The organism is Natronomonas sp. CBA1123 (genome assembly GCF_009741925.1).
Classification (GTDB): Archaea; Halobacteriota; Halobacteria; order Halobacteriales; family Haloarculaceae; genus Natronomonas.
In genome coordinates this window covers 16,762-42,661 of the sequence record NZ_WPCC01000001.1, presented here as the reverse complement: position 1 = coordinate 42,661, position 25,900 = coordinate 16,762, and the positions used below count along the sequence as shown (strand labels likewise).

The 25,900-nt window shown below is 65.3% G+C and carries 22 protein-coding genes, 1 tRNA gene and 1 pseudogene; 12 read left to right on the top strand and 12 right to left on the bottom strand.

The window, feature by feature from the left end; translation table 11 throughout:
* Nucleotides 1-4: 4 nt before the first annotated feature.
* Nucleotides 5-601, bottom strand: coding sequence for an N-acetyltransferase family protein (locus GJ631_RS00200; protein WP_370518507.1), 597 nt, complete (start codon nucleotides 599-601; stop codon nucleotides 5-7).
* Nucleotides 598-2,211 carry an iron ABC transporter permease gene (locus tag GJ631_RS00195; protein WP_156707211.1) on the bottom strand — a complete coding sequence of 538 codons (1,614 nt, stop codon included), beginning with the start codon at nucleotides 2,209-2,211 and terminating at the stop codon, nucleotides 598-600. Before GJ631_RS00195 ends, GJ631_RS00200 begins: the two co-directional genes overlap by 4 nt.
* A gap of 79 nt (nucleotides 2,212-2,290) precedes the next feature.
* On the opposite strand from GJ631_RS00195, the gene GJ631_RS18830 reads away from it, so the two are divergent.
* The 3 genes and pseudogenes from GJ631_RS18830 (at nucleotide 2,291) to GJ631_RS00180 (ending at nucleotide 5,213) form a co-directional block, all read left to right on the top strand.
* Nucleotides 2,291-2,824 (top strand): gluconate 2-dehydrogenase subunit 3 family protein, encoded by a 534-nt coding sequence (locus GJ631_RS18830; protein WP_156707210.1) that lies wholly within the window; start codon nucleotides 2,291-2,293, stop codon nucleotides 2,822-2,824.
* Nucleotides 2,821-4,405, top strand: a pseudogene (locus GJ631_RS00185) (GMC family oxidoreductase). Before GJ631_RS18830 ends, GJ631_RS00185 begins: the two are co-directional and overlap by 4 nt.
* A 160-nt stretch (nucleotides 4,406-4,565) precedes the next feature.
* Nucleotides 4,566-5,213 (top strand): dolichyl-phosphate hexose transferase, encoded by a 648-nt coding sequence (locus GJ631_RS00180; RefSeq protein WP_231753837.1) that lies wholly within the window; start codon nucleotides 4,566-4,568, stop codon nucleotides 5,211-5,213.
* A gap of 1 nt (nucleotide 5,214) precedes the next feature.
* Here the strand turns inward: GJ631_RS00180 and GJ631_RS00175 are convergent, their stop codons facing one another.
* From GJ631_RS00175 to GJ631_RS00165, 3 genes are read right to left on the bottom strand one after another with little or no spacing between them, the layout of a single operon-like run.
* A complete protein-coding gene (locus GJ631_RS00175) occupies nucleotides 5,215-7,344 on the bottom strand; it encodes an ArnT family glycosyltransferase (protein WP_370518506.1) in 2,130 nt (709 codons plus the stop codon).
* Between the two features lie 37 nt (nucleotides 7,345-7,381).
* A complete protein-coding gene (locus GJ631_RS00170) occupies nucleotides 7,382-8,521 on the bottom strand; it encodes an extracellular solute-binding protein (RefSeq protein WP_156707208.1) in 1,140 nt (379 codons plus the stop codon).
* 39 nt (nucleotides 8,522-8,560) lie between these two features.
* Nucleotides 8,561-9,721 (bottom strand): alpha-1 4-glucan-protein synthase, encoded by a 1,161-nt coding sequence (locus GJ631_RS00165; protein WP_156707207.1) that lies wholly within the window; start codon nucleotides 9,719-9,721, stop codon nucleotides 8,561-8,563.
* A gap of 157 nt (nucleotides 9,722-9,878) precedes the next feature.
* Between GJ631_RS00165 and GJ631_RS00160 the strand changes: the two genes are divergently transcribed.
* The 3 genes from GJ631_RS00160 (at nucleotide 9,879) to GJ631_RS00150 (ending at nucleotide 12,510) form a co-directional block, all read left to right on the top strand.
* Nucleotides 9,879-10,808, top strand: coding sequence for a hypothetical protein (locus tag GJ631_RS00160; protein ID WP_156707206.1), 930 nt, complete (start codon nucleotides 9,879-9,881; stop codon nucleotides 10,806-10,808).
* A 55-nt stretch (nucleotides 10,809-10,863) separates the two neighbouring features.
* Nucleotides 10,864-11,187, top strand: coding sequence for a hypothetical protein (locus tag GJ631_RS00155; RefSeq protein WP_156707205.1), 324 nt, complete (start codon nucleotides 10,864-10,866; stop codon nucleotides 11,185-11,187).
* Nucleotides 11,188-11,295: 108 nt separating this feature from the next.
* Nucleotides 11,296-12,510: an MFS transporter gene (locus tag GJ631_RS00150; RefSeq protein ID WP_156707204.1), complete on the top strand. Its 1,215-nt coding sequence runs from the start codon at nucleotides 11,296-11,298 to the stop codon at nucleotides 12,508-12,510.
* Between the two features lie 368 nt (nucleotides 12,511-12,878).
* Here GJ631_RS00150 and GJ631_RS00145 read toward each other — a convergent pair.
* Nucleotides 12,879-12,953: transfer RNA gene (locus GJ631_RS00145), tRNA-Ile, on the bottom strand.
* A gap of 74 nt (nucleotides 12,954-13,027) precedes the next feature.
* Complete coding sequence (locus GJ631_RS00140; RefSeq protein ID WP_156707203.1) at nucleotides 13,028-13,609, bottom strand: FxsA family protein; 582 nt, start codon at nucleotides 13,607-13,609, stop codon at nucleotides 13,028-13,030.
* Between the two features lie 96 nt (nucleotides 13,610-13,705).
* Between GJ631_RS00140 and gpmI the strand changes: the two genes are divergently transcribed.
* Entirely contained in the window at nucleotides 13,706-15,220 is a 1,515-nt protein-coding gene (gene gpmI / locus GJ631_RS00135; RefSeq protein WP_156707202.1) for a 2,3-bisphosphoglycerate-independent phosphoglycerate mutase, read from the top strand.
* Here gpmI and GJ631_RS00130 read toward each other — a convergent pair whose 3' ends face one another.
* Entirely contained in the window at nucleotides 15,221-15,913 is a 693-nt protein-coding gene (locus GJ631_RS00130; protein ID WP_156707201.1) for a DUF1405 domain-containing protein, read from the bottom strand.
* 96 nt (nucleotides 15,914-16,009) lie between these two features.
* Here GJ631_RS00130 and pdxS point away from each other — a divergent pair, with 96 nt between their 5' ends.
* Nucleotides 16,010-16,915 carry a pyridoxal 5'-phosphate synthase lyase subunit PdxS gene (gene pdxS, locus GJ631_RS00125; RefSeq protein ID WP_156707200.1) on the top strand — a complete coding sequence of 302 codons (906 nt, stop codon included), beginning with the start codon at nucleotides 16,010-16,012 and terminating at the stop codon, nucleotides 16,913-16,915.
* A gap of 75 nt (nucleotides 16,916-16,990) precedes the next feature.
* Nucleotides 16,991-17,884, top strand: coding sequence for a RimK family alpha-L-glutamate ligase (locus tag GJ631_RS00120; RefSeq protein ID WP_156707199.1), 894 nt, complete (start codon nucleotides 16,991-16,993; stop codon nucleotides 17,882-17,884).
* A gap of 50 nt (nucleotides 17,885-17,934) precedes the next feature.
* Here GJ631_RS00120 and GJ631_RS00115 read toward each other — a convergent pair whose 3' ends face one another.
* Both GJ631_RS00115 and GJ631_RS00110 read right to left on the bottom strand, forming a co-directional pair.
* On the bottom strand, nucleotides 17,935-18,189 hold the full coding sequence (locus tag GJ631_RS00115; RefSeq protein ID WP_156707198.1) for an MTH865 family protein: 255 nt from the start codon (nucleotides 18,187-18,189) through the stop codon (nucleotides 17,935-17,937).
* An 85-nt stretch (nucleotides 18,190-18,274) separates the two neighbouring features.
* A complete protein-coding gene (locus GJ631_RS00110) occupies nucleotides 18,275-18,697 on the bottom strand; it encodes an SCP2 sterol-binding domain-containing protein (protein WP_156707197.1) in 423 nt (140 codons plus the stop codon).
* Nucleotides 18,698-18,867: 170 nt separating this feature from the next.
* Here GJ631_RS00110 and GJ631_RS00105 point away from each other — a divergent pair, with 170 nt between their 5' ends.
* Complete coding sequence (locus GJ631_RS00105) at nucleotides 18,868-21,249, top strand: hypothetical protein (protein ID WP_156707196.1); 2,382 nt, start codon at nucleotides 18,868-18,870, stop codon at nucleotides 21,247-21,249.
* 267 nt (nucleotides 21,250-21,516) lie between these two features.
* Here the strand turns inward: GJ631_RS00105 and GJ631_RS00100 are convergent, their stop codons facing one another.
* The gene (locus GJ631_RS00100) at nucleotides 21,517-22,392 is read right to left on the bottom strand and encodes a homoserine kinase (RefSeq protein ID WP_156707195.1); all 876 of its coding nucleotides are present in this window, start codon (nucleotides 22,390-22,392) and stop codon (nucleotides 21,517-21,519) included.
* A gap of 89 nt (nucleotides 22,393-22,481) precedes the next feature.
* On the opposite strand from GJ631_RS00100, the gene GJ631_RS00095 reads away from it, so the two are divergent.
* Entirely contained in the window at nucleotides 22,482-23,786 is a 1,305-nt protein-coding gene (locus tag GJ631_RS00095; protein WP_156707194.1) for an NAD(P)/FAD-dependent oxidoreductase, read from the top strand.
* A gap of 11 nt (nucleotides 23,787-23,797) precedes the next feature.
* Here GJ631_RS00095 and GJ631_RS00090 read toward each other — a convergent pair whose 3' ends face one another.
* The gene (locus tag GJ631_RS00090; protein ID WP_156707193.1) at nucleotides 23,798-24,394 is read right to left on the bottom strand and encodes a DUF6149 family protein; all 597 of its coding nucleotides are present in this window, start codon (nucleotides 24,392-24,394) and stop codon (nucleotides 23,798-23,800) included.
* 220 nt (nucleotides 24,395-24,614) lie between these two features.
* On the opposite strand from GJ631_RS00090, the gene GJ631_RS00085 reads away from it, so the two are divergent.
* The gene (locus tag GJ631_RS00085; protein WP_156707192.1) at nucleotides 24,615-25,859 is read left to right on the top strand and encodes an NAD(P)/FAD-dependent oxidoreductase; all 1,245 of its coding nucleotides are present in this window, start codon (nucleotides 24,615-24,617) and stop codon (nucleotides 25,857-25,859) included.
* The last annotated feature ends 41 nt before the right edge of the window (nucleotides 25,860-25,900 follow it).

Sequence of the window (25,900 nt, the reverse complement as noted above, 5' to 3'; positions counted from 1 at the left end):
TCGGCTACGGCTTTCCGGTGGCCGCGGCGTCGAGAAGAGCGTCGAGCCACTCGGCGTCCCGACACGCCGAAAACGGGGTCGGGTCGGCCGGGTCGTCGCTTCGGGCGGCGAGGCTGCGTTCGAACCACGCCACGTCGTGCCACTCGCCGTGCTTGTAGCCGGCCTCGGGCAGCAACGCCGCACGCTCGAAGCCGAAGGCCTCGTGGAAGCCGACGCTTTCGGGATTCGGCAGCGTGACGACGCCGTAGGCGCTGGCAAACCCCTGTTCGGTGAGCGTCTCCAACAGCGCCGCGTACAGTGCCGACCCGATTCCCGCACCGCGGGCCGACCGCTCGACGTACACCGAGAGTTCGGTCACCCACCGGTAGGCCGAACGCTTCCGCAGTTGGCCCGCGTAGGCGTAGCCGACGACCGACCCGTCGACTTCGGCGACGAACCACGGGTACGTCTCGACGGTGTCGGCGATGCGGCGCTCGATTTCCTCGGCGTCGGGTGGGACCTCCTCGAAGGTGATTGCGGTCTCCTCGACGTAAGGGCGATAAATCGAGGCGATGGCGGCGGCGTCGTCGGCCGCGACAACGCGGAGGTCGAGTGCCGTCACAGTCGCTCCTCCTGTAACAGCAACACGACCATCGACAGCCCCGAGACGGCGAGCAGCAGGAACGCGGGAACGACGGCGTACTGGTAGTAGGCGGCCGCTTGGGCGCGCCAGATTTGAGTGACGATGGTCTCGAAGCCGGTCGGTCGGAGGATGAGCGTCACGGGCAACTCCTTCATCGTCGTGAGGAAGACGAGCGCCGCACCCGCTACCACGCCGGGCGCGATGAGCGGGAGGGTAATCCGTCGGAACGCGCTGAACGGCGACTCTCCGAGTGTGCGTGCGGCCTCGACGAGCGTCGTATCGACCTGTAGCGTCGTCGTGCGAATCGAACCGACGGCCTGCGGCATGAATCGGACGACGTAGGCGAACACCAGCAGGGGAATCGTCTGATACAGCGCCGGCGAGTAGGGGATATCGAGGGAATCGTAGCCGGCCCCGAAGTACACCAACGCGAGCGCGAGAACGATACCGGGCACGGCGAAGCCGAGGTACGTCATGCGTTCGAACAGCGCCGCGAGGCGGGAGTCGTGTTGTGCGGCGAAGTAGGCGATGGGGAGGGCGGCGAGGGCGGCGACGATGGCCGCCACGAGCGAGACGCCGACGGAGTTGACGGCGTATATCCACTCGAAGGCCAGCGATGGGCGACGGCCGGCTTCCGAGTTGACGAGCAACAGGCCGAGAATCCAGATGGGAACGGCCAGAGCGATGGTGGTGACGGCGACGGGCAGCAGCGTCGCGGGCCAGCGCCAGAGGCCGAGGTTGACCGTCGAATCGCCGCTGGAATCCGACCCGCCCTCGACGGAGGTTTGCGGGCGCACCCATCGCTCCAAGACGAGGACGACGAGGACGATGGCGAGCAACTGCAACGACAACAGCGCCGCGAAGTCCTGGCCGAAGGCGTTGTACTCGACGTATATCTGGCGGGTGAACACCGGCAGTCGCATGATGCCGGGCGTCCCGAAGTCCGAAACCGCATACAGCGCGGCCAGGAGGCTACCCGCGAGGACGGCGGGTCGGATGTGCGGTATCGTGACTCGCCGGAACGCGGTCAGGCGGTCCTGATTGAGCGTGCGGGCGGCGTCGATGAGCGTCGTATCGAGCGACAGGAGCGACGCCCGCGTCGTCAGGTACACGTACGGGTAGGTGTACAGCGTGATGACGAGTATCGTTCCCCCGAGGCCGTACACTTCGGGAATCGACTCGACCCCGAGCGGCGCCAACAGGTCGCTGAACTCCCCGCGAGGGCCGAACGCCGAGACGAAGGTGAAGGCGCCGACGTAACTCGGCACGACCAGCGGCAGCGCGACGACGATGGTCCAGAAGCGCCGGAACGGCAGGTCGGTGCGGACGGTGAGATACGCCAGCGGAACGCCCAACAGCACGGACAGGCCGGTCACACCGGCCATCAGAAGCAAACTGTTGAGGATGATTTCGGCGGTTCCCCACCGGAACAGGAGGTCGGTGGCGCGTTGGGTGTCGACGGTCACCGCCTCGATGAACAGCCACGACATCGGGAACACGAGCGCCACGGCGATGAACGCACACAGAAGCGCCAATCCGAGCGGGAACTCCCCGGTGAAGCGTTCCCGAAGTCCCGCGATATCCCTCATTGTCCGACCGTTCGTGTCCCGACGTACTTGAGCGAACCCATTCCAACGGATATATTTTAGGTCAGCCTAATTCAATCCCATGGAACTGACGCGGCGCGACGCCACCATCGCGTTGGCAGCCCTCAGCTCGGGCGGCGCCGCCGCAGTCGGTCTCAGGGCCGTCCGGGAGCGAGACGACCCCCCCGACCGACTCGACGACGACGCGGTCGTCTCGGCGATGATTGCGCTCGCCGAGGTTCTCTATCCCTCGGCCGTCTCCGGTGTCGAGCCGTTCGTCGAGACGTTCGTGACCGACCGGCTCGAACGCGAGGGTCACGGCGAAGCGCTGCGAGCGACCGTGACCGACCTAAACGAGTTGGCGGTCGCTTGGCACGACGCCGCAATCGACGAGCTGTCGCCGGCGGCCCGCGAGGAACTGCTCCGGGAGGCCGGTGCCGACGTCGCCGACGAGGTCCCCGACGGAACGACCGCCGAGCGCGTCCGGTACTTCGTCGTCAACGAACTCCTCATGGCGCTGTACACCTCGCCGACAGGTGGGGAGTTGGTCGGCATCGAGAACCCCCAGGGGCATCCGGGTGGCACCGACACCTACCAGCGGGGGCCGCCATCGTGACTCGAAAACCCGTCACGGGTGCCGACGTGTGTGTCGTCGGCGCCGGTCCGGCCGGAACCATCGTTGCCGACCGCCTCGCCGCGTCGGGCCACGAGGTGGTCGTCCTCGACGCCGGCCCGCGGTTCGACCCCGACGACCGAATTCGAAGACAGGAGCGTTCGATACGACCCTCCTTCTCGCGGCCGGACGTCTGGGACGGCGACGCCGAACGGGACGCCTACACCTCCAGCGGCGAGAAGGGGTATCCGCTGAATCACGCCCGCGTGAAGGGCGTCGGCGGGTCGACGCTCCACTGGCAGGGGATGGTGATGCGGCTCCACGAGGACGACTTCAACTCCCGCAGCGCCCGCGGCGTCGGCGTCGACTGGCCAATCGACTACGCTGACCTCCGACCGCAGTACGCCGAGGCCGAACGGGAGTTGGGCGTCTCCGGGGCCTCCGATAACCCCTTCGCGCCGCCGCGGGAGGAGCCCCACCCGATGGCGGCGTTCCCGCCCTCCTACAGCGACAGCCTGTTCGCCGACGCCTGCGAGGAACTCGAAATCGCGATGCACTCGGTGCCGAACGCACGCAACTCCGAGTCCCGGAACGGCCGCAGCGCGTGTGTCGGCTACGGCACCTGCCAACCGGTGTGTCCCTCCGGCGCGAAGTACGACGCGACGGTTCACGCCGAAGCCGCCGAGCGACGGGGGGGCGACGGTCATCGACCGCGCACCCGTCCAGCGGCTCGAACACGGCCCCGAATCGGTCGAGGCGGCCGTCTACGCGACGCCGGATGGCGAGACTCATAGACAGGAAGCCAATGCCTTCGTCGTCGCCTGTGGCGGCGTCGAGACACCCCGGCTGCTGTTGCTGTCCGAGTCAGAACACTACCCCGACGGCCTCGCCAACTCCAGCGGCCTCGTCGGCAAGTGCTTCATGGACCACCTCTTCGCCGGGATGGGCGGCCGACTCGGCGAACCGACTCGACAGAACCACGTCGGCTTTCTCACCAGCGAGAGCCACCAGTTCTACGACGACGCCGACGAGACGGTCGGCCCGTTCAAACTGGAGTTCTTCAACTACGCCGGCCCCTCGCCGGTGGAGATGGCGCTGACCGGCGACGACTGGGGCGACGAATTACTCGACCGCCTCCGGGCGAACTACGGCGACCACGTCGGGATGGGCGCACTCGTCGAACAGCTACCCAGCGAGGACAACTACGTCACGCTCGACGAGAGCCGTACGGACGACCACGGCAACCCCGTCCCCGAGATACACTGGTCGCTCGACGACCGCACGCGCCGAACTATCGAGCGAGCAAACGAGAAACAGCGGGCGATTCTGGAGGAGTTGGGCGCGGAGATTACGTGGCAGGTCGGCCCCGAAAACACCGGCCCGGCGTATCACCACATGGGGACGACCCGGATGGGGACCGACCCCGACGACAGCGTCGTGACGCCCCAACTCCGCACCCACGACCTCGAGAACTGCTGGCTGGTCGGCAGCAACGTCTTCCCCACCGGCGGTGCGATGAACCCGACGCTCACCATCGCTGCACTCGCGATTCGGGCCGCTGAAGCCATCGATGCGTCCCTCTGACTCTGTTTTAGGCAAACCTAAAAGCCTAAGTCGGTGGGGAAGAGACGACAGAATAATGAGTCAGTTACAGCACTCTAACGGCTCCGAATCCGCCGACGATGCGGAGACAGCAGACGGCGACACAGCGGACGAATACACCTTCGAGGACCTCAGCGTCGTGATGGGTACCTACAACGAGGAAGCGGCCATCGCGACCGTTCTCGAGGACATCGAGCGCGTCACCGACGGGCAGGCCGAAGTCGTCTGCGTCGACGGTTCCGACGACCGCACGCCGGAAATCGCTCGCGAACACGGCGCTCGCGTCATCGAACAGGAGCCACAGGGCTACGGCGTCGCTGTCCGAGAGGCGGTTCTCGCCCCCGACCGTCCCATCGTCGTCACGACCGACTGCGACGACACCTACCCGATGGAGCAACTGCCGGAGTTCCTCGAAGCCATCAACGAGGGCTACGACGTGGTCTCGGGGGACCGCCTGTATCACGGCGCCGACGCGATGCCGGCGTTCAACCGCTTCGGTAACCACGCCTTCGCCGCCGTCGCCAGCGTCCTGATGGGCGAGCGCGTCCACGACACCACCACGGGTATGCGCGCCTACCGCCGCGATGTGGTCGAAGACATCGAATGGACCGAGAACACCGGCCTGTCGGCGGAGTTGCTCATCCGACCCCTGATGCGCGGCTACGACATCCAGGAGCGACCCATCGAGTACGCCGAACGCGCCGGCGAGACGAAACTCGACCCCATCGAGGGCGGGGCCGCCATCGCGAAATCCATCGTGAAGGTGTGTCTCGAAGAGCGGTTCCGATAACTCACGACGACGCTTCTACGTCAGTTTCGAAGTCGACGCCGGCGAAGTGTTCTTCCGGATGGTCGGGGAGGTACGTACCCTCCCGGTCACAGTAGTCGACCAGCCGACAGACGGTTCGCTCGGGGGGCCAGATCACCTCGACGGTGTCACCGGTCGTCCGTACCGTCATCTCCTGTCTGTAGGTCAGGGTGCCGCCGTCCGGTTGGACGAGCCGAACGAGCAGGATGAGTTCGTCCGTGTCGGCGACCGAGACGGTGCCGTTGGCGCCGGCGAGGCTCGCTTCGTCGCCGTCGAGGCGCCACTCGGCGGTGTAGTCGTTCCCGACGCCACCGACGTTGCCGGCGTCGTACTCGACGTGGTTGCCCGAGACGCTGAACAGCCGGACGCTCGCCCGGTCGACGCGCGCCGGAATGCCCACCGTCGTCTCGCCGCTGAGACGTCGGCCCTCGCGAACGTCGAGTTCGTCGAGTTTCGGCGTAACGTGACGGTCGGGGTCGCCGGTCCAGGTCCCGCGGTAGGTGTAGCGGTAGTGAGTCCGGTTCGGGTAGGCGTCCATCACGGCGAAGTCGTCGTCGGGTTCGCGGTCCAGGGCGTAGACGACGGGCCCGTCGAAGCCGGGGTCGTTGCGGAGGTACTGGAAGGGGTGGTTCTGCCAGTCGCCGTACGGCGCCGGGATGAACACGACGGCGTTCTCGAAGTCGGCCGAATCGATGGGCTCGTAGGCGGTGTCGTACTTCTCGGTGTTGCCCGCGTGGCGCTCGACGGGTGGCGTGAGGACGGCGGCGTTGGCGACGCCGCCGACGAGAAGCACCGTTGCGAGCGCGACGATGCCCACCGCGCGGACGGCCCGCGGCGAGGCGGCAGCGGAGAGTCGTCCGACGGCAGCGCTGTCGCGGGCGTGCCGCCAGCCGACGACGAGTGCGAACGCCGCAAACACCGACAGCGGGACGAGCAAATCGAAGTGATAGAAGGCCCCGAACTGCGAGAGCAGGCCGTCGGTCGGGTCGTCCATCGTCGCTAACATGTTGTAGTTGCCCCAGAAGGCGAGGTTGCCCAGCGGGACGGTCACGAACAGCGCGGCGAGGAGGGCGCCGACGCGTCGGCGTTCGCCGGTGAGTTGGTCGTCGAACCAGCGCCGGGCGGCGACGGCGAGGCCGACGGCGGCGACGGCCGTCCCGAGGAGGCCGGCCGTGAACCACCGGGTGGCGAAGTACCAGAGGACGTAGCCGTTGGCCTCCAGCGCGAGGTCGAGCGTGTAGTCGACTTCGTGGCCGAGGATGCGCCGCTCGCCGAACCCGGGGCCGTCCATCGGCGCGAACGCCTCGTAGGGGAAGACGAACGGCGACCCGGTCATGCGTGCGTTGTACGCCAAGGCGACGCCGACGCCGAGGAGGCCAAAGGTGGCCGTCAGGGCGTTTCGACGCGCGGCGTCGGAGAGCGGCCACACGCCGTCCGCGCGGACACCCTGCAGGACGGTCCAGACCGCGTGGACGATGAACGGCACCGCAAAGAGGACTGCCGTGTACGGGCGGGCGAAGAACGCGATGCCGACGACGGCACCGGCGAGGCCGGCGCTCCGGAGAGCGTTCTCCCGGACGGCCCGGAGATACAGCACCGCGAAGGCGAGATTCAGCATCGTCGTCGGTGCGTACGGCAGGAACACCGAGGTGGTGAGAAGCGCCATCGGAGAGACGGCGTAGACGACGCTCGCGACGAGACCCACGCGGCGGTCGAAGGCGAGCGAACCGAGGCGGTACACCAACGCCGCGTTGGCGGCGGCGACGACTGCGAGCGTCACGCGCGGCTCGCCGAACAGCGCCATCGAGACTGCGTACATCGCGGCGGGGACGGGCGTGTACTTGGGGTAGAGTCGGCCGCCGTCCTCGATGAAGAACCAGGGATGAAACGCGTCGGCGAGGCTGCCAGCGTACAGCTCGAGTTGCCCAGCCAACAGCATCGACGCCTGCTGGAGATAGACGCCCTCGTCGTGGTTGCTGGAGTGATAGGGAAACAGCGTCTCCGCAGTTGCGAACACCACGATGCCGGCGAGGACGGCGAGGCCGGCCGCCAGAAGCGTCTCCGTGGGCGTCTCACGGAACCGACGGCGGAGAGCATGGAGCGGCCGAATCACGTCGAATCGTACAAATCAGTGATGATACGTCGTTTGGTCAGACGTCGATACCGACCTCACGCATGAGGTCGATGGTCGGTTCGAGGTCCGAGAGCTGGGTCAGGTCGATGTCCGGCACGTCGAGCTCGTCGATGGTCGGCAAATCACCGATGGGTTCGACCTCGTTGACCAGCGGGTACTCGAAGGTCGAGCGGGCGAAGTAGTCCTGTGCCTCCGCCGACAGCAGGTGTCGGACGAAGTTCGAGGCGAGCGTCGCGTCGCTGGCCGCGTCGGTGACGGTCGCGCCCGCGACGTTGAAGACGGCGCCGGCGTCGCCCTCGGTGAACGCCGTCGCGATGGGTGCATCCGGCGAGCCGTCGAGGACGCGCTGGATGTAGTAGTGGTTCGTGAACGCGGCGTCGATTTCGCCGTCAGCGATGGCCTGACACGTGACGAACTCGTCGGGGTAGGAAGTGATGCCCGACTCGACGATGCCTTCGAGCCACTGTCGGGTCGCGTCCTCGCCCTCGATGATGCGCATGGCCGTCACGAAGGCCTGACAGGAGCCATACGAGGGTGCCCACCCGAGGTCGCCCTCGAAGTCGGGGTAGGCCATGATGTCGTTCGGGAGGTCGGACTCCGAGTACGCGTCGGTGTTGTAGGGAACGCTTCGAGCGCGGCCGGAGGTGCCGACCCACTCGTCGGTGCGGAACTCCTCCCGGACCATGTTTAGCACTTCGTCCGGAAGCGCCTGCGTACGGTCCGCGTCGGTGAGTGCGCCGAGGGAGCCGGCGTTGACAGAGTAGAACACGTCGGCCGGCGTCCCCTGGCCCTCGTTGATTATCTGATTGACGAGGTCCGTCGACCCGGCATACCGGACCGTCAGCGAGAAATCGTCGTATAGGTCCTCGATGTAGCTGATGAGGTCACCGACGAGGAACTCCCCGCGACCGGAGTACAGCGTCAACTCGCCTTCGAGGTCCGGCATCTCCGCCATCGGGGTACCGCCGGGGGTGCCGCGTCCCGCCCGCCCGGAGCCGATTTGTCCGATTGGGCTGTCGCCGTTGCCGTTTCCATTGCCCTCGCCGTTGCCGAGGATGCCCGAACATCCTGCCAGTCCGACGGTTCCCGCGGCGGCGGCCCCCGCGAGGAACGTCCGTCGGTCGGTTCCGTCGAAGAACGATTTCGGTGAATCCATGTGTTTTAGGCTTGCCTAAATTCACTTATACTCGTCGGTTCAGTCGTCCGCGGCCGCCGGGACGCGCTGCAGCGATTCCAGGCTGTCCAGACAGTCGAGCCAATCGTGCATGTACTCGCCGACGTGGTTGAAGAACGCACCGTTGTTGTATTCGGAGTAGTCTTCATCCCGGAGTTCGTCGGCCATCGCCTCGAACACGCCCGCGTAGCTGTCGGCGTCTGCGCCAGCGTCGTCGATGATTTCCCAGAGGTGTTCGTTCAACTCCAGGCCGGCGACCTCGTTAGTGAGGTCGTCGAACGTCGACCGCGGCGCCTTGTTGTGTTCACACAGCGGGTAGCCGTTGTAAATCTGCTTGCCCAACACGTCGCATGCGCGTTTGAGGAACACGCCGCTCCAGATGTCGTCGAAGCGGCCCACGTCCCATGCGTTTTCGTCCATCGGGAGCTGGTAGAACGCGGGGATGACCTCTCGCTCGAAGGCGAGGTTCATCGAACAGACGGTGAGGTAATCGCCCTCCGCAGCGACGAAATCACCTTCGAAGTCGTCCCGCGTCGTCCGCGTTTGGGCCTGTCCCTGCAGGTCGCCGTCCATCAGAATCCGGACGGCGTCGAGGTCCGGCACGTTCGTCCACAGCCCCTGTGAGGCGACCACGTCGTCGACGGATTCGGTGTCCGTCTCGACGGTCTCGTCCATCGCCGCGTAGGGGTAACCCCGTGGATAGAGGCCGTGGTCGTCGGCGTTCTGGTACAGCACGTTGACCCACTGCTCGTCGGAGGATACCGACTCGATGTCGCCCTCGAACGCGAGGTTCTCCATGTGCCGGCCGAAGAAGTCGTCTTCCTCGTGAGGCAGGGTGTCGTCGTCGATGAAGAAACCGTACTCGAAGCGGTCGTTGGCCCACATGTACAGCAGGCCGAAACTCGTCTCGGCGTGGCTGGCCGCCGGAACGACGTGGCTGTACTCCGCGATGTCGTGTGCCTCGTACCACTCCTGTCGGCGCGACCCGTCGAAGACTTCTCCGGAGACGCCCTCCTCGTCGAGCATCGCCTCCATCTCGTCTGTGTCACAGAAGTCTTCGGTGACGAGGACGACGTGCAACCGCGAGAGGTCGAAGTCGTGGCGGCGAGCGTTGTCGAAGTACGCCCGCATGCATTCGTACTCCCGAATCGTCGGAACGACGACGCAGATGTCTTGACTCATCTTTCGCTTACTGGCTATGTTTTAGGCTGGCCTAAAGAACTGTCGATTTACCTCATTGAGTGGCTCGCGGTCAGGGCTTTATATGTCTCGGCAGTGTAAGTCGTCCGTATGCGACGCCGCTGTTACCTCGCTATTACGGGGGGGAGCCCTCTCGACGATGCTCGCTGGGTGCGGTGAACAAACCGAACCCCCGGCCGGAACTGATACCCCGACTGACACACCAACAGAAACACTCACCGACGAACCGACCGACACGCCAACAGATACGCCGACGGAGACTCCGACCGAAGAACCAACGGAGGATCCCACTCCGACGGAGTCGGGGCGAGCGGCCGAAGTAATCGCCGAGGTGGAGGCCCATATCTCTAAAACCGAGGAACGATACAAAGACGAATCCGAGGCCGACGAAGCGTTCGATGAGGTGCCGCTCTCCGTCGAAATTTTCGCTACGCGGATGCTTCGGCCGCTAAACGACAACAACGTTTCAGAAAAGCTTGATGAGGCGGAGTCACAACCGCGCACGAGCGAGCGTCAGGTATCCCGAATCGACGAACTTCGTTCACAAATCGCCATTCTTCGGGCCCTTCCGAGGCCACACAACGACCTCTATTCTGTCTGGGAGAGCGTGGATTTCTACGTCGCTAGACTCGAAGCCGATAACCGACGACAGACCGAGAGCGCTGCGCGAGATATTCGTAACAGCTACGATGACGTGAATACCCAGCGGTTGAATGAACTTCAAGCCGCCTTGGAGAACGCAAAAAACCCGCCGCGGCGCTATCGCCGGAGAGTGCGTTCGCTGTCGAGAAGCTACAATGCCTACGCTGTCGTCCGTGACGTCTCGCTGAATCAAATCGAGGACGGAATCGATTTGTTGGAAGATGCGGAACGGGAACGAAGCGAGGGATACCCGGGACGAGCAGAAAGCATCGCCGAAGACGCCATCGAAGAGTTCGATACCGCTCTCGACCAACTATCCGCCTTTTCAGAGAGCGAACTGTCTTTGGACGGCCAATTGGACCGTCTCCGCGCCGCTATCGAAGTATACCGAGAGAGGGCACGTGAATTCACCGAAGATAACTCGTAGCGGAACTGATTCCCCAGATGATATATTCAAGCGTGGAGTAATACCAATACTTCAGATGCAGAGTATCACCGCCCTTATCGACACCATGCATGAACTTGAGGACGGAACCGTCGTCACAATCGAAACTGACGAGGAAACCTACCATGGCGTCATCGCTTGCACCGAGTACACGGCGCCGGAGGGTGACGAGGCCGGTCACCTCGGTATCAAAATCGACGGCAAAGAAGGTACTGCAGGCGAAACACTCGAGGTCCGGACGGAAGCGTCGGCCTCCCAGAAATTTCCCCGACCGGAGCTGTATGCCGACCCATCCGGCGATACCGAGGGCGACCCGCTTGGCCCCGTCGCCGACATCACGGTCGAAGTCGCCGACACCTGATCACCGACCCGAATTAGAGACGAGCTGACATTTCCTGTCCCCCCCGCCCTCCTGCATTTATAAACAGTTATTCGTCCGCTCTGAAACGGGTCGATACTAGCACTCGAGATGGAATTGGTCGAATCTATCGGAAACGAGGGACGAGAACTGTGGGGCGACGGCAAGGGACCGCTCCTCGTCGCGATTGCGGGTGGTTGGGGAATACTGCTCGGCACCCGGATGGTGTATCCCGTGCTGTTGCCGTACCTCCGGGAGTCGTTCGGTCTCAGTCTTACGGTCGCGGGCCTGCTCGTGACCGTTCTGTGGCTCGGGTCGGCACTCGGCCAACTCCCGGGCGGTATCCTCGCCGACCGGTACAGCGAACGGGCGGTCATGACCGCGGGGACTGTCGTCGTCGCCATCGCACTCGTGGCCGTCGTGACGGCACCGACGCCCCTCGTCCTGTTCGCCGCGACGGCGCTCGTGGGTCTCGGACAGTCGCTGTATCCCATCGCGCGCATCACGATACTCTCCGACATCTACCCCGGCCGAATCGGGAGCGCCCTCGGGGTGACGATGGCCACCGGCGACCTCGGCCAGACGGTGTTGCCGCCGATTGCCGGTGCGCTCGCGGCCGCCGTCGCGTGGCAACTCGGCCTGGGATTCATCATCCCACTGCTCCTGTTGGTCGGCGTCGTCCTCTGGATAGTCCTGCCGGCACAAACGCCGACGGCCAGCGCGGTCGATTCGCTCTCGGCCGAGAGCGCACGCTACGTTATCGCCGAGTTGCGCCGGTCGAACCTGCTTTTCGTCGCGTTCATCCTCTTTCTGTACATCCTCATCTGGCAGTCGTTCACCGGCTTCTATCCGACGTATCTGGTCGAGGAGAAGGACCTTCCGTCGTCGGTCGCCGGGGTGCTGTTCAGCGTGTTCTTCGCCTTCGGCGTCGTCGTCAAGCCACTCGCCGGCGCGGCCTACGACCGAATCGGCATGCGAAAATCCCTCGTCGCCGTTCTCGTCGGCCCCGTCGCCGGTCTGGCGTCGCTCCCCTTCATCGAGGGAATCTGGCCGCTCGTCGCCGTCACCGCCCTCGTGAGTACGATGCTCGGCTCCGGGGCGATTACCCAGTCGTTCCTCTCGGATGCGATTCCCGACGAGATTCAGGGAACCGGACTCGGTGCGGTTCGAACGACGTCGGCGACGCTCGGCGCTGCCGGGCCGGTACTTTTCGGCGCCATCGCCGACCGTGGATACTTCGACGAAGGGTACCTGCTGTTGGCCGGGATACTGGTCGTGGTCGTGCTGCTGACCCTTCGACTCCCCGAGCACGGCTCGAAGGACTGAGCGGTCTCTTCGGCTGTTCCGGGCGTGTTGAGTAACAGTTAGGACGGAAGAGACACAGGAGCCGACGCGCTATCGTCGGTTGGGTGGGGGATGTGCAGTTGTGCCTCTCGTGTTCCGCCCAGTCGCTCCTACAGTCCAACCACGCTTCAGTGACGTGGCAATTATGATACCCCCTTGGTCAATTCATATAGACTCACTCGACGGCTACCTCCTGCCGAGAGTTCGGTAGAGTGCCGCTATCGGGCGGGATAGTCGAACGAACCCATCCGAGAACTGCCGCTCTTCGAGAAGTGGTATCGTCCGAAATTGGGCGCCTACGGGAGTTTGGCCACCGATTTCCGTCGGCCAAAGGCCGGTTGGAAACCGAGTGGGCCAACTCGGATTTGAACCGAGGACCTCCCGGTTATCAGCCGAGCGCTCATACCTAGCTGAGCTATTGGCCCTAGGTAGGCGCGTTTCATCGTAAAGCGGTTGGTTGTTTAAACGTTTCTTTTCGGCGGCCCTTCGGTGGGCTATGTCACGCCCGGCGGTCGGTTGAATCGTCGCCGTCGTCGTCAGGTTCGTCCGTGTCGGTGAACTCGTAGGCCTCCTCGTCGATATCGACCGGTTCCGAGCCGGGGCGGCCCTCGCCCATGCCCTGACGGAAGAACTCCTCGCCGGGGTCGCCGCCCTCGTCGTCGTTGGGGAACCCGCCGATGTAGACGTTGCCGGAGGCGAAGCCGCCGGTCTGGGCGTCGATGTACGGCTTGACGACGTACCGTTTGGTGAACACCCTGATGGGGTACCGCGTCGGCGGCAACACCAACAGCAGCCCGAGGAGGTCGGTCACGAGACCGGGCGTGAGCATCAAGACGCCGGCGACCAACAGGAGGGCCGCGTCGAGCAGTTCGTCGGTCGGTGGCTCGCCTTGCGCCAGTTTTCGCTGGAGGCGCTGGAGTGTGTGACGCCCCTCTGCGCGGGCGAGCAGCAGACCGATGAGCGCCGTCAACACGACGAGTGCGACCGTCACGACCCCGCCCAACTGCGTCGCCAGGACGACGAGCAGCATGATGTCGAGCAGGGGGACGAGCAGCAGGACGCCGATGACCCGCAAGTCCATACCACGGTGTCCGGCGGGGCGCGGGAAAACCCTTCCGAGACGGCGAACCGACGAACACCGACACGGCCTTACGCCGCCGACGGCTTCCCTCGGGTAATGAGAGCAGCGCTGGTCATCCTTGACGGTTGGGGGCTCGGCGACGGTGGCGAATCGGACGCCGTCGCCGCCGCCGACACGCCGACGTTCGACCGCCTCCGCGAGACGGGTGCCTTCGGAACCCTGGAAACACACGGTCGACGCGTCGGCCTTCCGGAGGGACAGATGGGCAACAGCGAAGTCGGCCACCTCAACATCGGTGCCGGCCGCGTGGTCAAACAGGACTCGACGCGCATCACCGACGACATCGACGCCGACGTCTTCGCCGACAACGAGACCATCACCGACGCCTTCACGCACGCACGTGACAACGACGGCCGCGTCCACTTCATGGGATTGGTCAGCGACGGCGGCGTCCACTCGCATCAAGCGCACCTCCACGCACTGGTCGAACTCGCGGGCGAACGCGGCGTCGACGCCGTCACCCACGCCTTCACCGATGGCCGCGACACGGCCCCGAAGAGCGGCGCGGGCTTTCTCGCGGACCTCGAAGCCGTCACCGAGGAGGCCGGAACAGGTGACGTGGCGACGGTGTGTGGCCGCTACTACGCGATGGACCGCGACGAGAACTGGGAACGGACGAAACGCGCCTACGACGCCATCGTCGACCGGGAGGCACCCTTCGAGGCCGATTCGGGGGTCGAGGCTGTCGAAGAATCGTACGCGCGTGGCGACACCGACGAGTACGTCGAACCGACGCTCGTTTCCGGCGGACCCGCACTCGCCGACGGCGATTCGGTCGTCTTCTTCAACTTCCGGTCGGACCGCGCCCGCCAACTCGTCCGGATGCTCGCCGATATCCGCCCCGAGTGGGACTTCCAGACCGACCCACCCGACACCCACCTCGTCACGATGACCGAGTACGACGAGACGTTCGAGTTGCCGGTGGCCTACCCGCCGCTGGAACCCGAGGAGACGCTCGGCGAAACGGTTTCGAAGGCCGGCCTCACGCAACTCCGGATGGCCGAATCCGAGAAGTACGCCCACGTCACCTACTTTCTCAACGGCGGCCGCGAGGTGGAGTTCGAGGGTGAACACCGCGAAATCATCCCGAGTCCGGACGTGCCGACCTACGACGAGCAACCCGAGATGAGCGCCCGCGAGGTGACCGACACCGCCGTCGACTACATCGACCGCGAGGACCCCGACGTGCTGGTGTTGAACTACGCCAACCCCGACATGGTCGGCCACACGGGCGACTTCGAGGCTGCCGTCGCCGCCGTCGAAGCCGTCGACGCACAACTGAACCGACTCGTCGAAGCGGTTCGGAACGCGGGCGGACACGTCCTCGTCACCGCCGACCACGGCAACGCAGACGACATGGGCACTCCCGAGGACCCCCACACCGCACACACGACGAATCCGGTTCCGTTCGTCTACGTCGCCCCCGACGGAACCGACGGCGGCCGACGCGTGCGCTCGGGCGGGACGCTCGCAGACATCGCGCCGACGTTACTCGAACTCATCGGCGTCGAGAAGCCCGAGGCGATGACCGGCGAGAGCCTCTTGGAGTAATCAGACCGCGCCTGTTCGCTGTTTTTCGATGTGGGTCGCAAGCGACAGATACACCGCGATTATGAGCAAGACGACCGCACCGGCGGCCGCGACGCCGAGGGCGTCGGCACCCAAAAAGACGGGTGCGTCACGTTCCAGCGGAATCAGCGTGTGATGGAGGTCCCCGCGAACGGGAATGAAGTAGTCGACGACGGTGTCGACGGTGTACCACAGCGTCGCGACGCCGACCGCGCGCGGGTCGAAATCGCCGATTCGGTGCAACAGGAACGCCTGCACCACCATCGCGGCGTGGCTCCAGATGAGGAACTGCCGCATCGCCGGGTGGAGATAGCTGAAGGCGTCCCAGTATGCGAAGTGGACGTACACCGTCCACCCGCCCAGGATGATGTTGCCGAAGAAGGCGAGCGCCGTCAGCCACGCCTGTGGCCGGTCGAGTTTCCACGCCGCCAAGGCGAGGGCGATGAGCAGCGTCGCCGCGGGGCTGTCGGGGACGAACGGCCACATCTCGACGGGCGTAATCTGGAACTGAAACCGGTAGTAGTAGAAGCCGAATGCGGTGCCGGCGAGGTTGACGAGGACGACCAGCCACGCGAGGTTGAGGCCGAGGTTCTCGATGGCCTCCGGCAGCGGCGCGACGTACCGCGGGAGGTCCGCGCGGGGCACGTCGGATTCGAACAACCCTCGGATGTCCATGTGGCCTCCACCGAGCGATGGCACAAAAACACCTCGGCACCGGCCACCACCCCTCGAAAGACACGCGTTAAGTGGGTCCGACTCCAACACGGGCGTATGACCGAAACGGACCTCGAAGAGCTCCGTCGCGGGACGGACCTCGTCAAGCGCGGCTTCGCGAAGATGCAGAAGGGTGGCGTCATCATGGACGTCGTCACCCGCGAGCAGGCTCGAATCGCCGAGGACACCGGCGCAGTCGCCGTCATGTCGCTGGAGGCAGTCCCCGCCGACATCCGCAAACGCGGCGGCGTCGCTCGGATGGCCGACCCCGCGGCCCTCGAAGAGATTATCGACGAAGTGTCCATCCCCGTGATGGGCAAGTGCCGCATCGGCCACACCGCCGAGGCCCAGATTCTCGAAGCCACCGGCGCCGACATGCTCGACGAGAGCGAGGTCCTGACGACCGCCGACGAGCGATACCACATCGACAAACGCGATTTCACCGCGCCGTTCGTCTGTGGCGCCCGCAACCTCGGCGAGGCGCTGCGCCGCATCGACGAGGGTGCCGCCATGATTCGAACGAAAGGCGAGGCCGGCACCGGCGACGTGAACCAGGCAGTCACCCACCAGCGCAACATCCAGCGGTCGATTCGGAAACTCTCCGGCATGAACTACGAGGAGCGCGACGAGTGGGCGCGAAACCACGAAGCCCCGCGAGAGTTGGTCCACGAGACCGCCGAGATGGGCCGGCTTCCCGTCGTCAACTTCGCCGCCGGTGGCATCGCCACGCCCGCCGACGCCGCGCTCATGATGCAGTTGGGCTGTGACGGCATCTTCGTCGGCTCCGGCATCTTCGGCGCGGAGGACCCCAACGCGATGGGCACCGCCATCGTCGAGGCCGTCAACAACTACGACGACCCCGAGAAACTCCGCGACATCGCCAAGGGCATCGGCAAGGGCATGAAGGGACAGGCCAACGAGACGATGCCCGAAGAGGAGAAACTGCAGGGCCGCGGCGTCTAACCGCCGGGTAATTCAACCACGGCCTTCGACCATCCGACGACATTCTTACGGTCACGCCGATTCGACTCCCGAGTCATGACGCCGCTCGATGTCGGCATCGTCACCGGCGAGAAAGCGCCCTCCCTCACCGACGACGGCCAAGCGCTCGCCGCCGAACTCTCGACTCGCGGCATGGACGCCGAGCCGGTCGTCTGGAGCGACAACGAGGCCGACTCCACCGCCCTCGATGCCGTCCTGTTTCGCTCCTGTTGGCAGTACCACCGACGACCCGACGCGTTCCGGCGGTGGCTGGACGCCCTCGATTCGGCCGGCGTCCCCGCGTTCAACCCGACATCGGTCGTCCGCTGGAACATGCACAAGTCCTACCTCCGCGACCTCGCCGATGCCGGCGTCGATATCGTCCCGACGACGGAGGTTCCGGCGGCGAGCGACCGGGAACTGGCCTCGATACTGGAGGGAAACGACTGGGCGGAAGCCGTCGTCAAACCGGCCGTCGGAACGAGTTCGGCCGGCGTCTGGCGCGTTTCGCGTGCGGCGGCCGCCGACAGCGACACCCAAGGGCGATTCGAACGCGCCCGTTCGGAGGGTGACCTTCTCGTACAGAAGTATCTCCCCGAAATCTTCGACGGCGAGCGCTCGCTCGTCTTCTTCGGCGGCGAGTACAGCCACGCCTCCATCCGAAGGCCCGCCAAAGACGACTTCGCCGCAAACGACGCTGTCGAACCGTACAACCCACACGAAGCGACGATAGCGACCGCGGAATCGGTTCTCGTCGCGGCACGGAAGCACCTCGGCCTCGCTCCCGAGGCACTCCCCTATGCCCGCGTCGACGGCATCGTTCGGGACGGCGAGTTCCTGCTGTCGGAACTCGAACTCATCGAGCCGTTTCTCGGACTCGACCGCTCGGCCGGCGCCGTCGACCGCTTCGCCGACGCTGTCGAGGCGGCTATCGAAGCCACCGTTGCATGAAAAGACGCCCTCTGTCGAGGGCGTAGACGACCTCCGTCAGAGGGTCGCGTTCAGACGTAGCCTTCGTCTTCGAGGCCGTCCATCAGGGCGTCGACGAGTTCGTCGACGCTGTCGTAGGGATAGTCGGCCTGTCCGGATGCCTCCTGGTTCAGTTCCATCGCCGTGATGGTCTCATCGCCGATGTCGAACGTCGTGCCGGGGCCCTGCGGGAGGGCGGGCACGAGGTCCATCGGGCTGTTCACCGGGTAGTCGGCGCCGCCGAAGGCGTCCTCGAACTGCTCTCGAACTGCGTCTCTGTCTGCCATGGTGCACCACGACAGTTCTCGGGATTCGAGTTGGGCGTGATGCCTCTCAATGCTGGCCGTTTAAAAAAAGACGAGTCGGAACCGCTCAGTACGTGTACTCCGTGTCGATGCGCTGGCCCGTCTCGCTCATCGCGACGGCGGCCTCGCTGTACTGCAGGACTTTCTGCATGTCGCCCTCGATGTCGAAGACGCCGGACATCATCCCGTCTATCGGGCCGATGTCGCCCTGATTGAGCGCGACCCAGTCGTCGTAGTCGCCCCGATAGACGAACCCAGCATCGACTTCGTCGGGGGAATCGATTTCCCGCGCTTCGGTGCAGGTGCCGTCGTCGAGGGCGATGAAGAAGTATCGGTCCTCCGGGAGTCGGTCGTCGGCGCGGATGTGGAACACGAAGTCCCCGTTGAAGCCGACGCCCCACCCCTGTCCCTTCTCGGCGTACTCGTCGTTGTCGTTCAGTTGCTCGCGCCACTCTACAATCCACTCTTCGGATGGAAACGGGATGGACATGTGTGAATACCTGTGGTGTGTGTCGACAACCCACCATCGAACGTGTCGGAAATAAAAGGTTCGGCAGGGTGGCGGCGATTGCCACTCCCGGTTACGCCCCGGCTTAAATGACCGTGTACACCCCCCGCAACGCTTTATTACATAGGAAAAACACACCTGTGTAGATACTCGTGACTACCCGCAACGCACAGAGTCAACCCGAGGCGTCCGAGGAGGCGGCCTCGCTGGACGACGGGGTTTTGGGGGCGGCCCTGGTGGGGTCGATACTCGGCGGCCTCGCCGGTCTTGCGGCCTTCAACAGCCTCGCGCCGATTCATCTCGCCTTCATCGGCAGCGTCGTCGGTGTCGGCGGCACCGCGAGTTACGGTGCGTGGCTCGGCTTGGCCCTCGTTCTCGGATTGGTGTTCGCCGCGTTCGCGGCGCCGGCCATCACCGCCTACACCGCCGCGACCACGTGGTTGACCGCACGAATCGCACTGTTCCGCAAACTCGTCCAACCGCTCGTCATGCGCTCGCCGCTGGGGACGACCGCGGCCGGGGTCGGCCTCCTCTACGGCGCCCTCGCGGGCGTCGTCGTCGGGTTGGTCGTCGTCCCTTCGCTCATCCCGGCGGCCGACGTGCCGCTGACGAACACGAACATCGTCGTCGGCTACGCCGTCTTCGGGTTCGTCTTCGGCCTCGGTTACGGCCTCACGCTCGAGGGTACCATTCCGCTCCCCTCCTTTTCGTTCATCAGTCCTCGAGTCCGGGCGACCGTCCTCGCCCCGACTCTCGCCAGCACCCTCTCGGGTGCCATCGTCTACTCCCAACAACCGCTGTATCTCCGCTATCTCGGCGCGATAGCCGGCGACGGCGTCCCGACGACCGGCCTCGGCATCTGGGTCGGACTCACCGCCGTGCTGGGACTGCTGTTCGCGCTCGTCGCCGGCGGCCACGCCGCCCGCGGTAACGGTACCACCGGCTACGGCTTCGTCTACGGCATCGTGCTGGCCGTCTTCGTCGGCCTGCTCGCGGTGCCGGCGGTTGCCTCCGCGGTGACGCCGTTCGAACTCGGCTTCGGCAACGTCGCGGTGAGCACCCTCGGCGCGTTCGTCGTCTACGGCGTCGTCCTCGGGTCGACGTTCGGGAAGGTCGTCAACCAACGGCCGCTCCGGCCCGCGTTCCTCGTCGGCCGGAGCCGTGCCGTGATGTTCTCGGCGCTCGTCGCCGGCGCCGTCTCCGGCGGACTGCTGTACGCCAGTTCTCCGGTCTACCTCCGACTGCTCGGCGCCATCGTCGGCTTCGGCGGCTCCGCCGGTATCGGGTTCGGCATGTGGCTGGGCCTCACCTTCCTGTTCGCGATGGTCTTCGCCGCGTTGGGCGCCCGTCGTGTCGAACGGACCGACGTGCCCGCCCAGACCGGCCTGAAGGTCGGTACGGTCTACGGCGTCTTACTCGTCTTCGTCGCGATGCTTCTCATGCCGTCGGTCATCACCTCGGCGACGCCGTTCGCCCTGCCGACGCCGCACATCGCCGGCACGGTCCTCGCAGCGTACCTCCTCTTCGGCGTCGCCTTGGGCGCCGTCTACGAGGGGACTCGCGGTGCCGGTCTCACCCCCGCGTTCCTCCACGGCCGCGGTGTGCCGGTCCTCGGCGGCGCTATCGTCGGTGGCACCGCCGGCATCGGCCTCATTTACGGCGCCCTCCCGCCGAACCCCTATCTCTACGTCCTCGGGAACATCGTCGGGATGCCCTCGCTCACCGCCGGCATCGCCGTCTGGTTCGTCCTATCGCTCGTTGCCGGCCTGCTGTTCGTGCCGCTTGCGGCCGGGACGCTCGAACGCCGTCTCGGCTTCGTCCGGGGACTCGGTGTCGGATTGGTCTACGGCGCTATACTCACCGTTGCTTTCGGTGTTGTGGGGATTCCCGCCGCCACCGCCATCGACCTGCCGCACACTGCACCGCCCGTCGCCGGCTACTTCGTCTTCGGTGTCGCCTTCACCCTCGTCTACACACAACTCCGGAAGCGAACCATCGTCCGTGAGGACCTCCCCACCTCGACGGCCATCGGGACGAGCGGTCAGCGGGCCATCGTCTTCGGGTCGCTGTTCGGCGGCTCCGTCGGCGGCCTCATTGTCCACCACATGGTCGGCGGCGGCGCGATGCGGTTCCTCGCCGCCATCGTCGGCTACGGTGGCAGCGTTACCATCGGCTGGGTCGTCTGGCTCGCCATCTCGCTGATTCTCGGGTTGACCTTCGCCGTCGCCGTCGGCCCGCGACTCAGCCAGTACGCCCGCTCGATGGACGAGACGGTCGAGGCCGACGCCGACCTCGACGCCGTCTTCGGCGACTTCTTCGACCGTGCGCCGGTCACCACCGCCGCCGCTGTCGCCGGCTTCGTCTACGGCATCGTCGCCGCCATCTCCGTCGGCGCCATCGCGGTGCCGCTGGCGGTCAACACCGTTACGCCGTTCGGCCTGTTCGTCCCGACGCTCCAGCCGTGGTTCCTGCTGGCCTTCGTCGTCTACGGAGTGGTGATGGGTGTCGGCTACGGCGTTATCAAGGAGTTCTGAAAACCCACTTTTTACGCGAGGGGGTTTCCGCAGCGAGCGTAGCGAGCGAGGAAACCCCCTCGCGCAAAAACGTGGGGAAAAACGACCCGGACGCTCCCTGCGGTCGTGTCCGGTGTGGTTCGAAAGACGCCAGCGGCGTCTTTCGTCAGTAAGCAAATCGAAGATTTGCGAGCTATACAGGAGCTCTGCTCCTGTGGTATGCGAAAAGAGCGCTTTGCGCTCTTTTCAGCAAACCGCTCGCGGATGCTAGCAAAAAGCTCCTCGTGTTCAGTAAATCGTCGCGCCCTTCCCGATTTCCGTCTGGTAGGCGCGTGCCTCGACGCCAGCCTCCTCGAAGGTGTCTATCATCGTTCCGGCGATGTCGCGACGGTCTCGTTCGTGACAGGCGGCGATGACCGCCGGACCTGCACCGGAGATGGTGACGCCGGTCGCGCCGGCCTCGAAGGCCGCCTCCCGGACTTCGCTGTACCCGGTGATGAGTTTCGCACGCGCGGGCGTGACGATGCTGTCGTTCATGCCTCGGCCGACGAGGTCGGGGTCGTTTCGCGCCATCCCGACCGCCAGCGTCGCGGCGTTGCCGACCAATTCGACGACCTGCTCCATGCGTGCGCCGTCGGGGACGACCTCGCGGGCGTCCCGCGTCGAGACGACGATTTCGGGTAGGCAGGTGACCAGTGGAATCGAGGCGTCGAGTTGCGTCACGCCGTCCTCGCGAGCAATGGTGAACCCACCCATAATCGAAGGGGCGACGTTGTCGGCGTGGGCGGCCCCGGAGACGACCGCCTCGCCCTCCGCGGCGATGGGGACCAACTCCTCGCGAGTGAGGCCGCGGTCGTACAGCTCGTTGAGGCCGACGGCGGCGGCAGCGGCGGAGGCGGCCGAGGAGCCAAGCCCCGAGGCTGGCCGGACGCCCTTGTCGATGCTGATGTGGGCGGGGGCGTCCAGCGCCTCCGCGACCGCCCCGACGGTGTTCTTCTCGGGGTCTTCGGGGATGTACTGACTGCCGACGCCGGTAACGTCGATAGTGGTGCGGTCGGCCTTCTCGACGCGAACCACGTCGGCGGGCCGCTCTAAGGCGGCACCGAAGACGTCGAAGCCACTGCCCAGATTCGCACTCGTCGCCGGGGCCCGCACCGTGACCATGCCCGCAGTACCGGTCGGCCTCGGATAAAGGTACCCGAACTGCTCGCCCAGTCAAAAGAGCCAACACCGCCGAGGGCGCAGGCCCGAACATGATTGGTATCGTCGGTGGCGGGCTCGCGGGCCTCGCTGCCGCCTACCGCCTCCAGCAGGCGGGCCGGGAGGCACACGTCTTCGAAGCCGCCGACGCCGTCGGCGGTCTCGCCGCTACCTACGAGACGAGCGGCGACCGCATCGAGGCCTTCTATCACCACCTCTCGAAGTCCGAGGAGACCATCGTCGAACTCGCCGCCGAGTTGGGCGTCGACGACCGACTGGAGTGGCGCTACGGTTCGGACGCCTACTACGTCGACGGGGTCGTCCACCCGATGAACAAGCCGTGGGAAATCCTCGCCTACCCGCACCTCTCGCTGTACGACAAGTTCCGCCTCGGCATGCTCGTGTTGGACATCGACGTCCGCGGCGGCGTCCCCTCCTTCGACAGCTACGAGCGACTCGAGGATTTCGAGGACGTGCCGGTGAAGGAGTTCATCCTCGAACACACCTCCCGGGGCTGTTTCGAGCACTTCTTCCTGCCGCTGTTGCGGGCGAAGTTCGGCGACCGCTGGGAAGAGGTCAGCGCCGCGTGGCTGCTCGGCCGCATCAAGTTCCGCGGCGAACGCGACATCCTGAAAGGGGAGGTGCTGGGCTACTTCGACGGCGGGTTCGCCACGCTGCTCGACGCGCTCGTCGAGGCGGTCGGACGGGAGAACATCACGACGGGCGCACGCGTGACCGACCTCGAATGTACGGATGGCGTTTCCACGATGACCGTCGAGACTGCCGACGGCGAGACGACACACGCAGTCGACGACGCCGTCGTCGCGGCGATGCCGAACGTTTTGGAGGACCTCACCGGCTACGAATGCGACATCGACTTCCAGGGGACAGTGTGTTCGGTCATCAGCGTCGATGAACCGCTGACCGACACCTACTGGCTGAACATCGCCGAAGAAGTCCCCTTCGGTGCGCTCATCGAGCACACGAACTTCGTCCCGCCGGAGCGCTACGGCGGCGAACACCTACTGTACGCAGTCAGTTACATCCAGCGCCCCGAGGAAGAACTGTGGCAGATGGACGATTCGGGCGTCGAAGAAGCGTGGCTGGATGGTATCGAATCGCTGTTTCCGGAGTTCGACCGCGAGTCGGTCAACTGGATACGGACTGCCCGTAATCCTCGGACGGCGCCCATCTACGAGCGGGGGTATCTCGATATGGTCGTCCCCTACGACCTCGGCGACGCCGCGCCGGGCGTCTACTACGCGGGGATGGCCTCGCGGGCACAGTACCCAGAGCGGAGTCTCGATGGCGCGATAGAAGCGGGGTACGCCGCCGCCGACGCGATACTGGAAACGTAGTCGGCGTCGACTCAGTCGGCCTTCGCGTCCTCGTCGGAGACGCCGGGGGCGTCGGTGACGCTCACGTCGGGCTCTTCGGTGTCGCCACCGACCACGGTCTCGCCGTCGGCGGTCTCGACGTACACGTCGTCGTCGAAGCCGGCGACAGCGTTCTCGAACTCCGGCTCTTCGAGTTTTTCGAGGGTTTTCGGCGCCTCGGCGACGCCGTCGTCGGGTTCGAACTCACCGAGAGGGTCGTCGATGGTGATGTCGTGGGCGACGAAGAACGCCTCGTAGCGGCGGTAGTGTGGCTGCAGTTCGTCGCCGGGAATCTCCATCATCTCCGTCCAGCCGTGGTTGAAGAAGTCGAAGTTCGCCTGAATGTGCGTGATTTCGCGGGCTTCGGCCTCGCTGTAGCCCTCCTGTAGCGCGGCGACGTAGGCGTCCATCGTCCCATCGAAGAAGTCATCGAGGTGGTCGCGGCGCTCCTCGCGGCGCTCTTCGTCGGCTTTCCCGAGGAAGATTTTCGTGTGCATCTTCACGAGCGCGTAGTTGGCGACGTTGCGAACCCCCGGGGTCGTCAGCGCCTTCATCGACGCCCAGTGTCGCGGATTCTGATACAGTTTCATACGCCACGGTTGGTGTTCGTCGTTCTTCAACCCCCGGAACGCGGCAGCCGTCGGCTTCGAGCGGTAACGATTCTCCCTCGGTCCTGTACAGCGATAACGCCGGTCTCCCGTTCCGCTTACAGCGTTCCGAATCGAACCCGAACGGCCGACTTCGACCCGCCGAAACATGAAGGACCGCGACATAGCAATTCACATTAAGCCCGGCCCTCTACCCGGTGGTATGTGTGCGTCGCACGTCATTATCGGTGACGGCATCGCCGGCTCGTCGGCCGCGGAGACGATTCGCGAGGCCGACCCGGATGCCGATATCACCGTCATCACGGAGGAAGGGGAAGCTCTCTACAATCGGATTCTGATAAAGGAGTTCGCGAAGGGCAAACTGCCCGCCGCGCCCGTCTCGATTCACGACCCCGATTGGTACGAGGAACGCGACATCGACCTCGAGTTGAACACCGTCGTCACGTCCGTCGACACCGACGACAAGGAGGTACACACTCACGAGGGCGACGTCTACGAGTACGACAAACTGCTCGTCGCCACCGGCGGGACGCCGACACAGCTCCCCGTCGACAACAGCGACGCCGAAGGCGTCCACCACTTCTGGACTTTCGAGGACGCCCGCGCAATCAAGGAGAACGCCGAACGGGCCGATAAGGGCGTCGTCGTCGGCGCGGGCCTGCTCGGTATCGACCTCGCGGCTATCTGCGGCGCACAGGGCATCGACGCACACTACCTGATGCGCGGCAACGCGTGGTGGCGCTACGCGCTCAGCGAGGAGGGCGCCGAAATCATCCACGAGGCCCTGCGCGATGTCGGCGTCACGCCCGTCTTCGATTCGGGCGTCGACCACTTCGAGACCGACGACGAGGGCCACGTTACGGCTGCGGTCGACCCCAACGGCGACCGCTTCGAGGCGGAGTTCGCCGGCGTCGCCATCGGCCTGAACTTCAACACCGAGTTCCTCCGCGGCAGCGGTATCGAGACGGACAACGGCATCGTCGTCGACGAACACATGCAGACCAACGTCGAAGACGTCTACGCCGCCGGCGACATCACGCAGTTCCACGACGTAATCCTGGGCGACCGCGCACAGAACGGCGCGTGGGGGTCGGCCAAAGAACAGGGCTCTATCGCCGGCGCGAACATGGCCGCCGACGGCCCCGAGGAGACCTTCGAGTGGGTCTCCTCGTACTCCATCACGCACTTCGGTTTCCCCTTCCTCTCCTTCGGCCACCCGACGCTCGGCGACGATTCAGTCGAAAAGAAGTACGACGAGGGAACGTGGCGCCGCGTCGCGCTCAAGGACGGCCGCGTCATCGGCGGCGTCCTCATCGGCGACCTCGCACCGCAGTCCGGTCTGAAGCGACTGGCCCGCGAGCAGGTCGACGTCTCCGGCAAGGAAGACCTCCTGCTCGAAGAGGAGATCGACGTCGAGGCCTTCGAGGAACCCGCGGCGGCGGAGTAACCCCCGGCGAAGGCCGCGAGCGGATTTCGACCCCGAATCGA

What these genes read in the sequence shown, in the direction of transcription:
- gpmI (WP_156707202.1), top strand. Translation starts at nt 13,706, where the DNA reads ATGAGAGCAGCGCTGGTCATCCTTGACGGTTGGGGGCTCGGCGACGGT.
- GJ631_RS00140 (WP_156707203.1), bottom strand. Translation starts at nt 13,609, where the DNA reads ATGGACTTGCGGGTCATCGGCGTCCTGCTGCTCGTCCCCCTGCTCGAC.
- GJ631_RS00110 (WP_156707197.1), bottom strand. Translation starts at nt 18,697, where the DNA reads ATGTCCATCCCGTTTCCATCCGAAGAGTGGATTGTAGAGTGGCGCGAG.
- GJ631_RS00170 (WP_156707208.1), bottom strand. Translation starts at nt 8,521, where the DNA reads ATGGATTCACCGAAATCGTTCTTCGACGGAACCGACCGACGGACGTTC.
- GJ631_RS00090 (WP_156707193.1), bottom strand. Translation starts at nt 24,394, where the DNA reads ATGAAACTGTATCAGAATCCGCGACACTGGGCGTCGATGAAGGCGCTG.
- GJ631_RS00120 (WP_156707199.1), top strand. Translation starts at nt 16,991, where the DNA reads ATGACGCCGCTCGATGTCGGCATCGTCACCGGCGAGAAAGCGCCCTCC.
- GJ631_RS00165 (WP_156707207.1), bottom strand. Translation starts at nt 9,721, where the DNA reads ATGAGTCAAGACATCTGCGTCGTCGTTCCGACGATTCGGGAGTACGAA.
- GJ631_RS18830 (WP_156707210.1), top strand. Translation starts at nt 2,291, where the DNA reads ATGGAACTGACGCGGCGCGACGCCACCATCGCGTTGGCAGCCCTCAGC.
- GJ631_RS00095 (WP_156707194.1), top strand. Translation starts at nt 22,482, where the DNA reads ATGATTGGTATCGTCGGTGGCGGGCTCGCGGGCCTCGCTGCCGCCTAC.
- GJ631_RS00160 (WP_156707206.1), top strand. Translation starts at nt 9,879, where the DNA reads ATGCTCGCTGGGTGCGGTGAACAAACCGAACCCCCGGCCGGAACTGAT.
- GJ631_RS00195 (WP_156707211.1), bottom strand. Translation starts at nt 2,211, where the DNA reads ATGAGGGATATCGCGGGACTTCGGGAACGCTTCACCGGGGAGTTCCCG.
- GJ631_RS00150 (WP_156707204.1), top strand. Translation starts at nt 11,296, where the DNA reads ATGGAATTGGTCGAATCTATCGGAAACGAGGGACGAGAACTGTGGGGC.
- GJ631_RS00115 (WP_156707198.1), bottom strand. Translation starts at nt 18,189, where the DNA reads ATGGCAGACAGAGACGCAGTTCGAGAGCAGTTCGAGGACGCCTTCGGC.
- GJ631_RS00100 (WP_156707195.1), bottom strand. Translation starts at nt 22,392, where the DNA reads ATGGTCACGGTGCGGGCCCCGGCGACGAGTGCGAATCTGGGCAGTGGC.
- GJ631_RS00085 (WP_156707192.1), top strand. Translation starts at nt 24,615, where the DNA reads ATGTGTGCGTCGCACGTCATTATCGGTGACGGCATCGCCGGCTCGTCG.
- GJ631_RS00155 (WP_156707205.1), top strand. Translation starts at nt 10,864, where the DNA reads ATGCAGAGTATCACCGCCCTTATCGACACCATGCATGAACTTGAGGAC.
- GJ631_RS00180 (WP_231753837.1), top strand. Translation starts at nt 4,566, where the DNA reads ATGGGTACCTACAACGAGGAAGCGGCCATCGCGACCGTTCTCGAGGAC.
- GJ631_RS00130 (WP_156707201.1), bottom strand. Translation starts at nt 15,913, where the DNA reads ATGGACATCCGAGGGTTGTTCGAATCCGACGTGCCCCGCGCGGACCTC.
- pdxS (WP_156707200.1), top strand. Translation starts at nt 16,010, where the DNA reads ATGACCGAAACGGACCTCGAAGAGCTCCGTCGCGGGACGGACCTCGTC.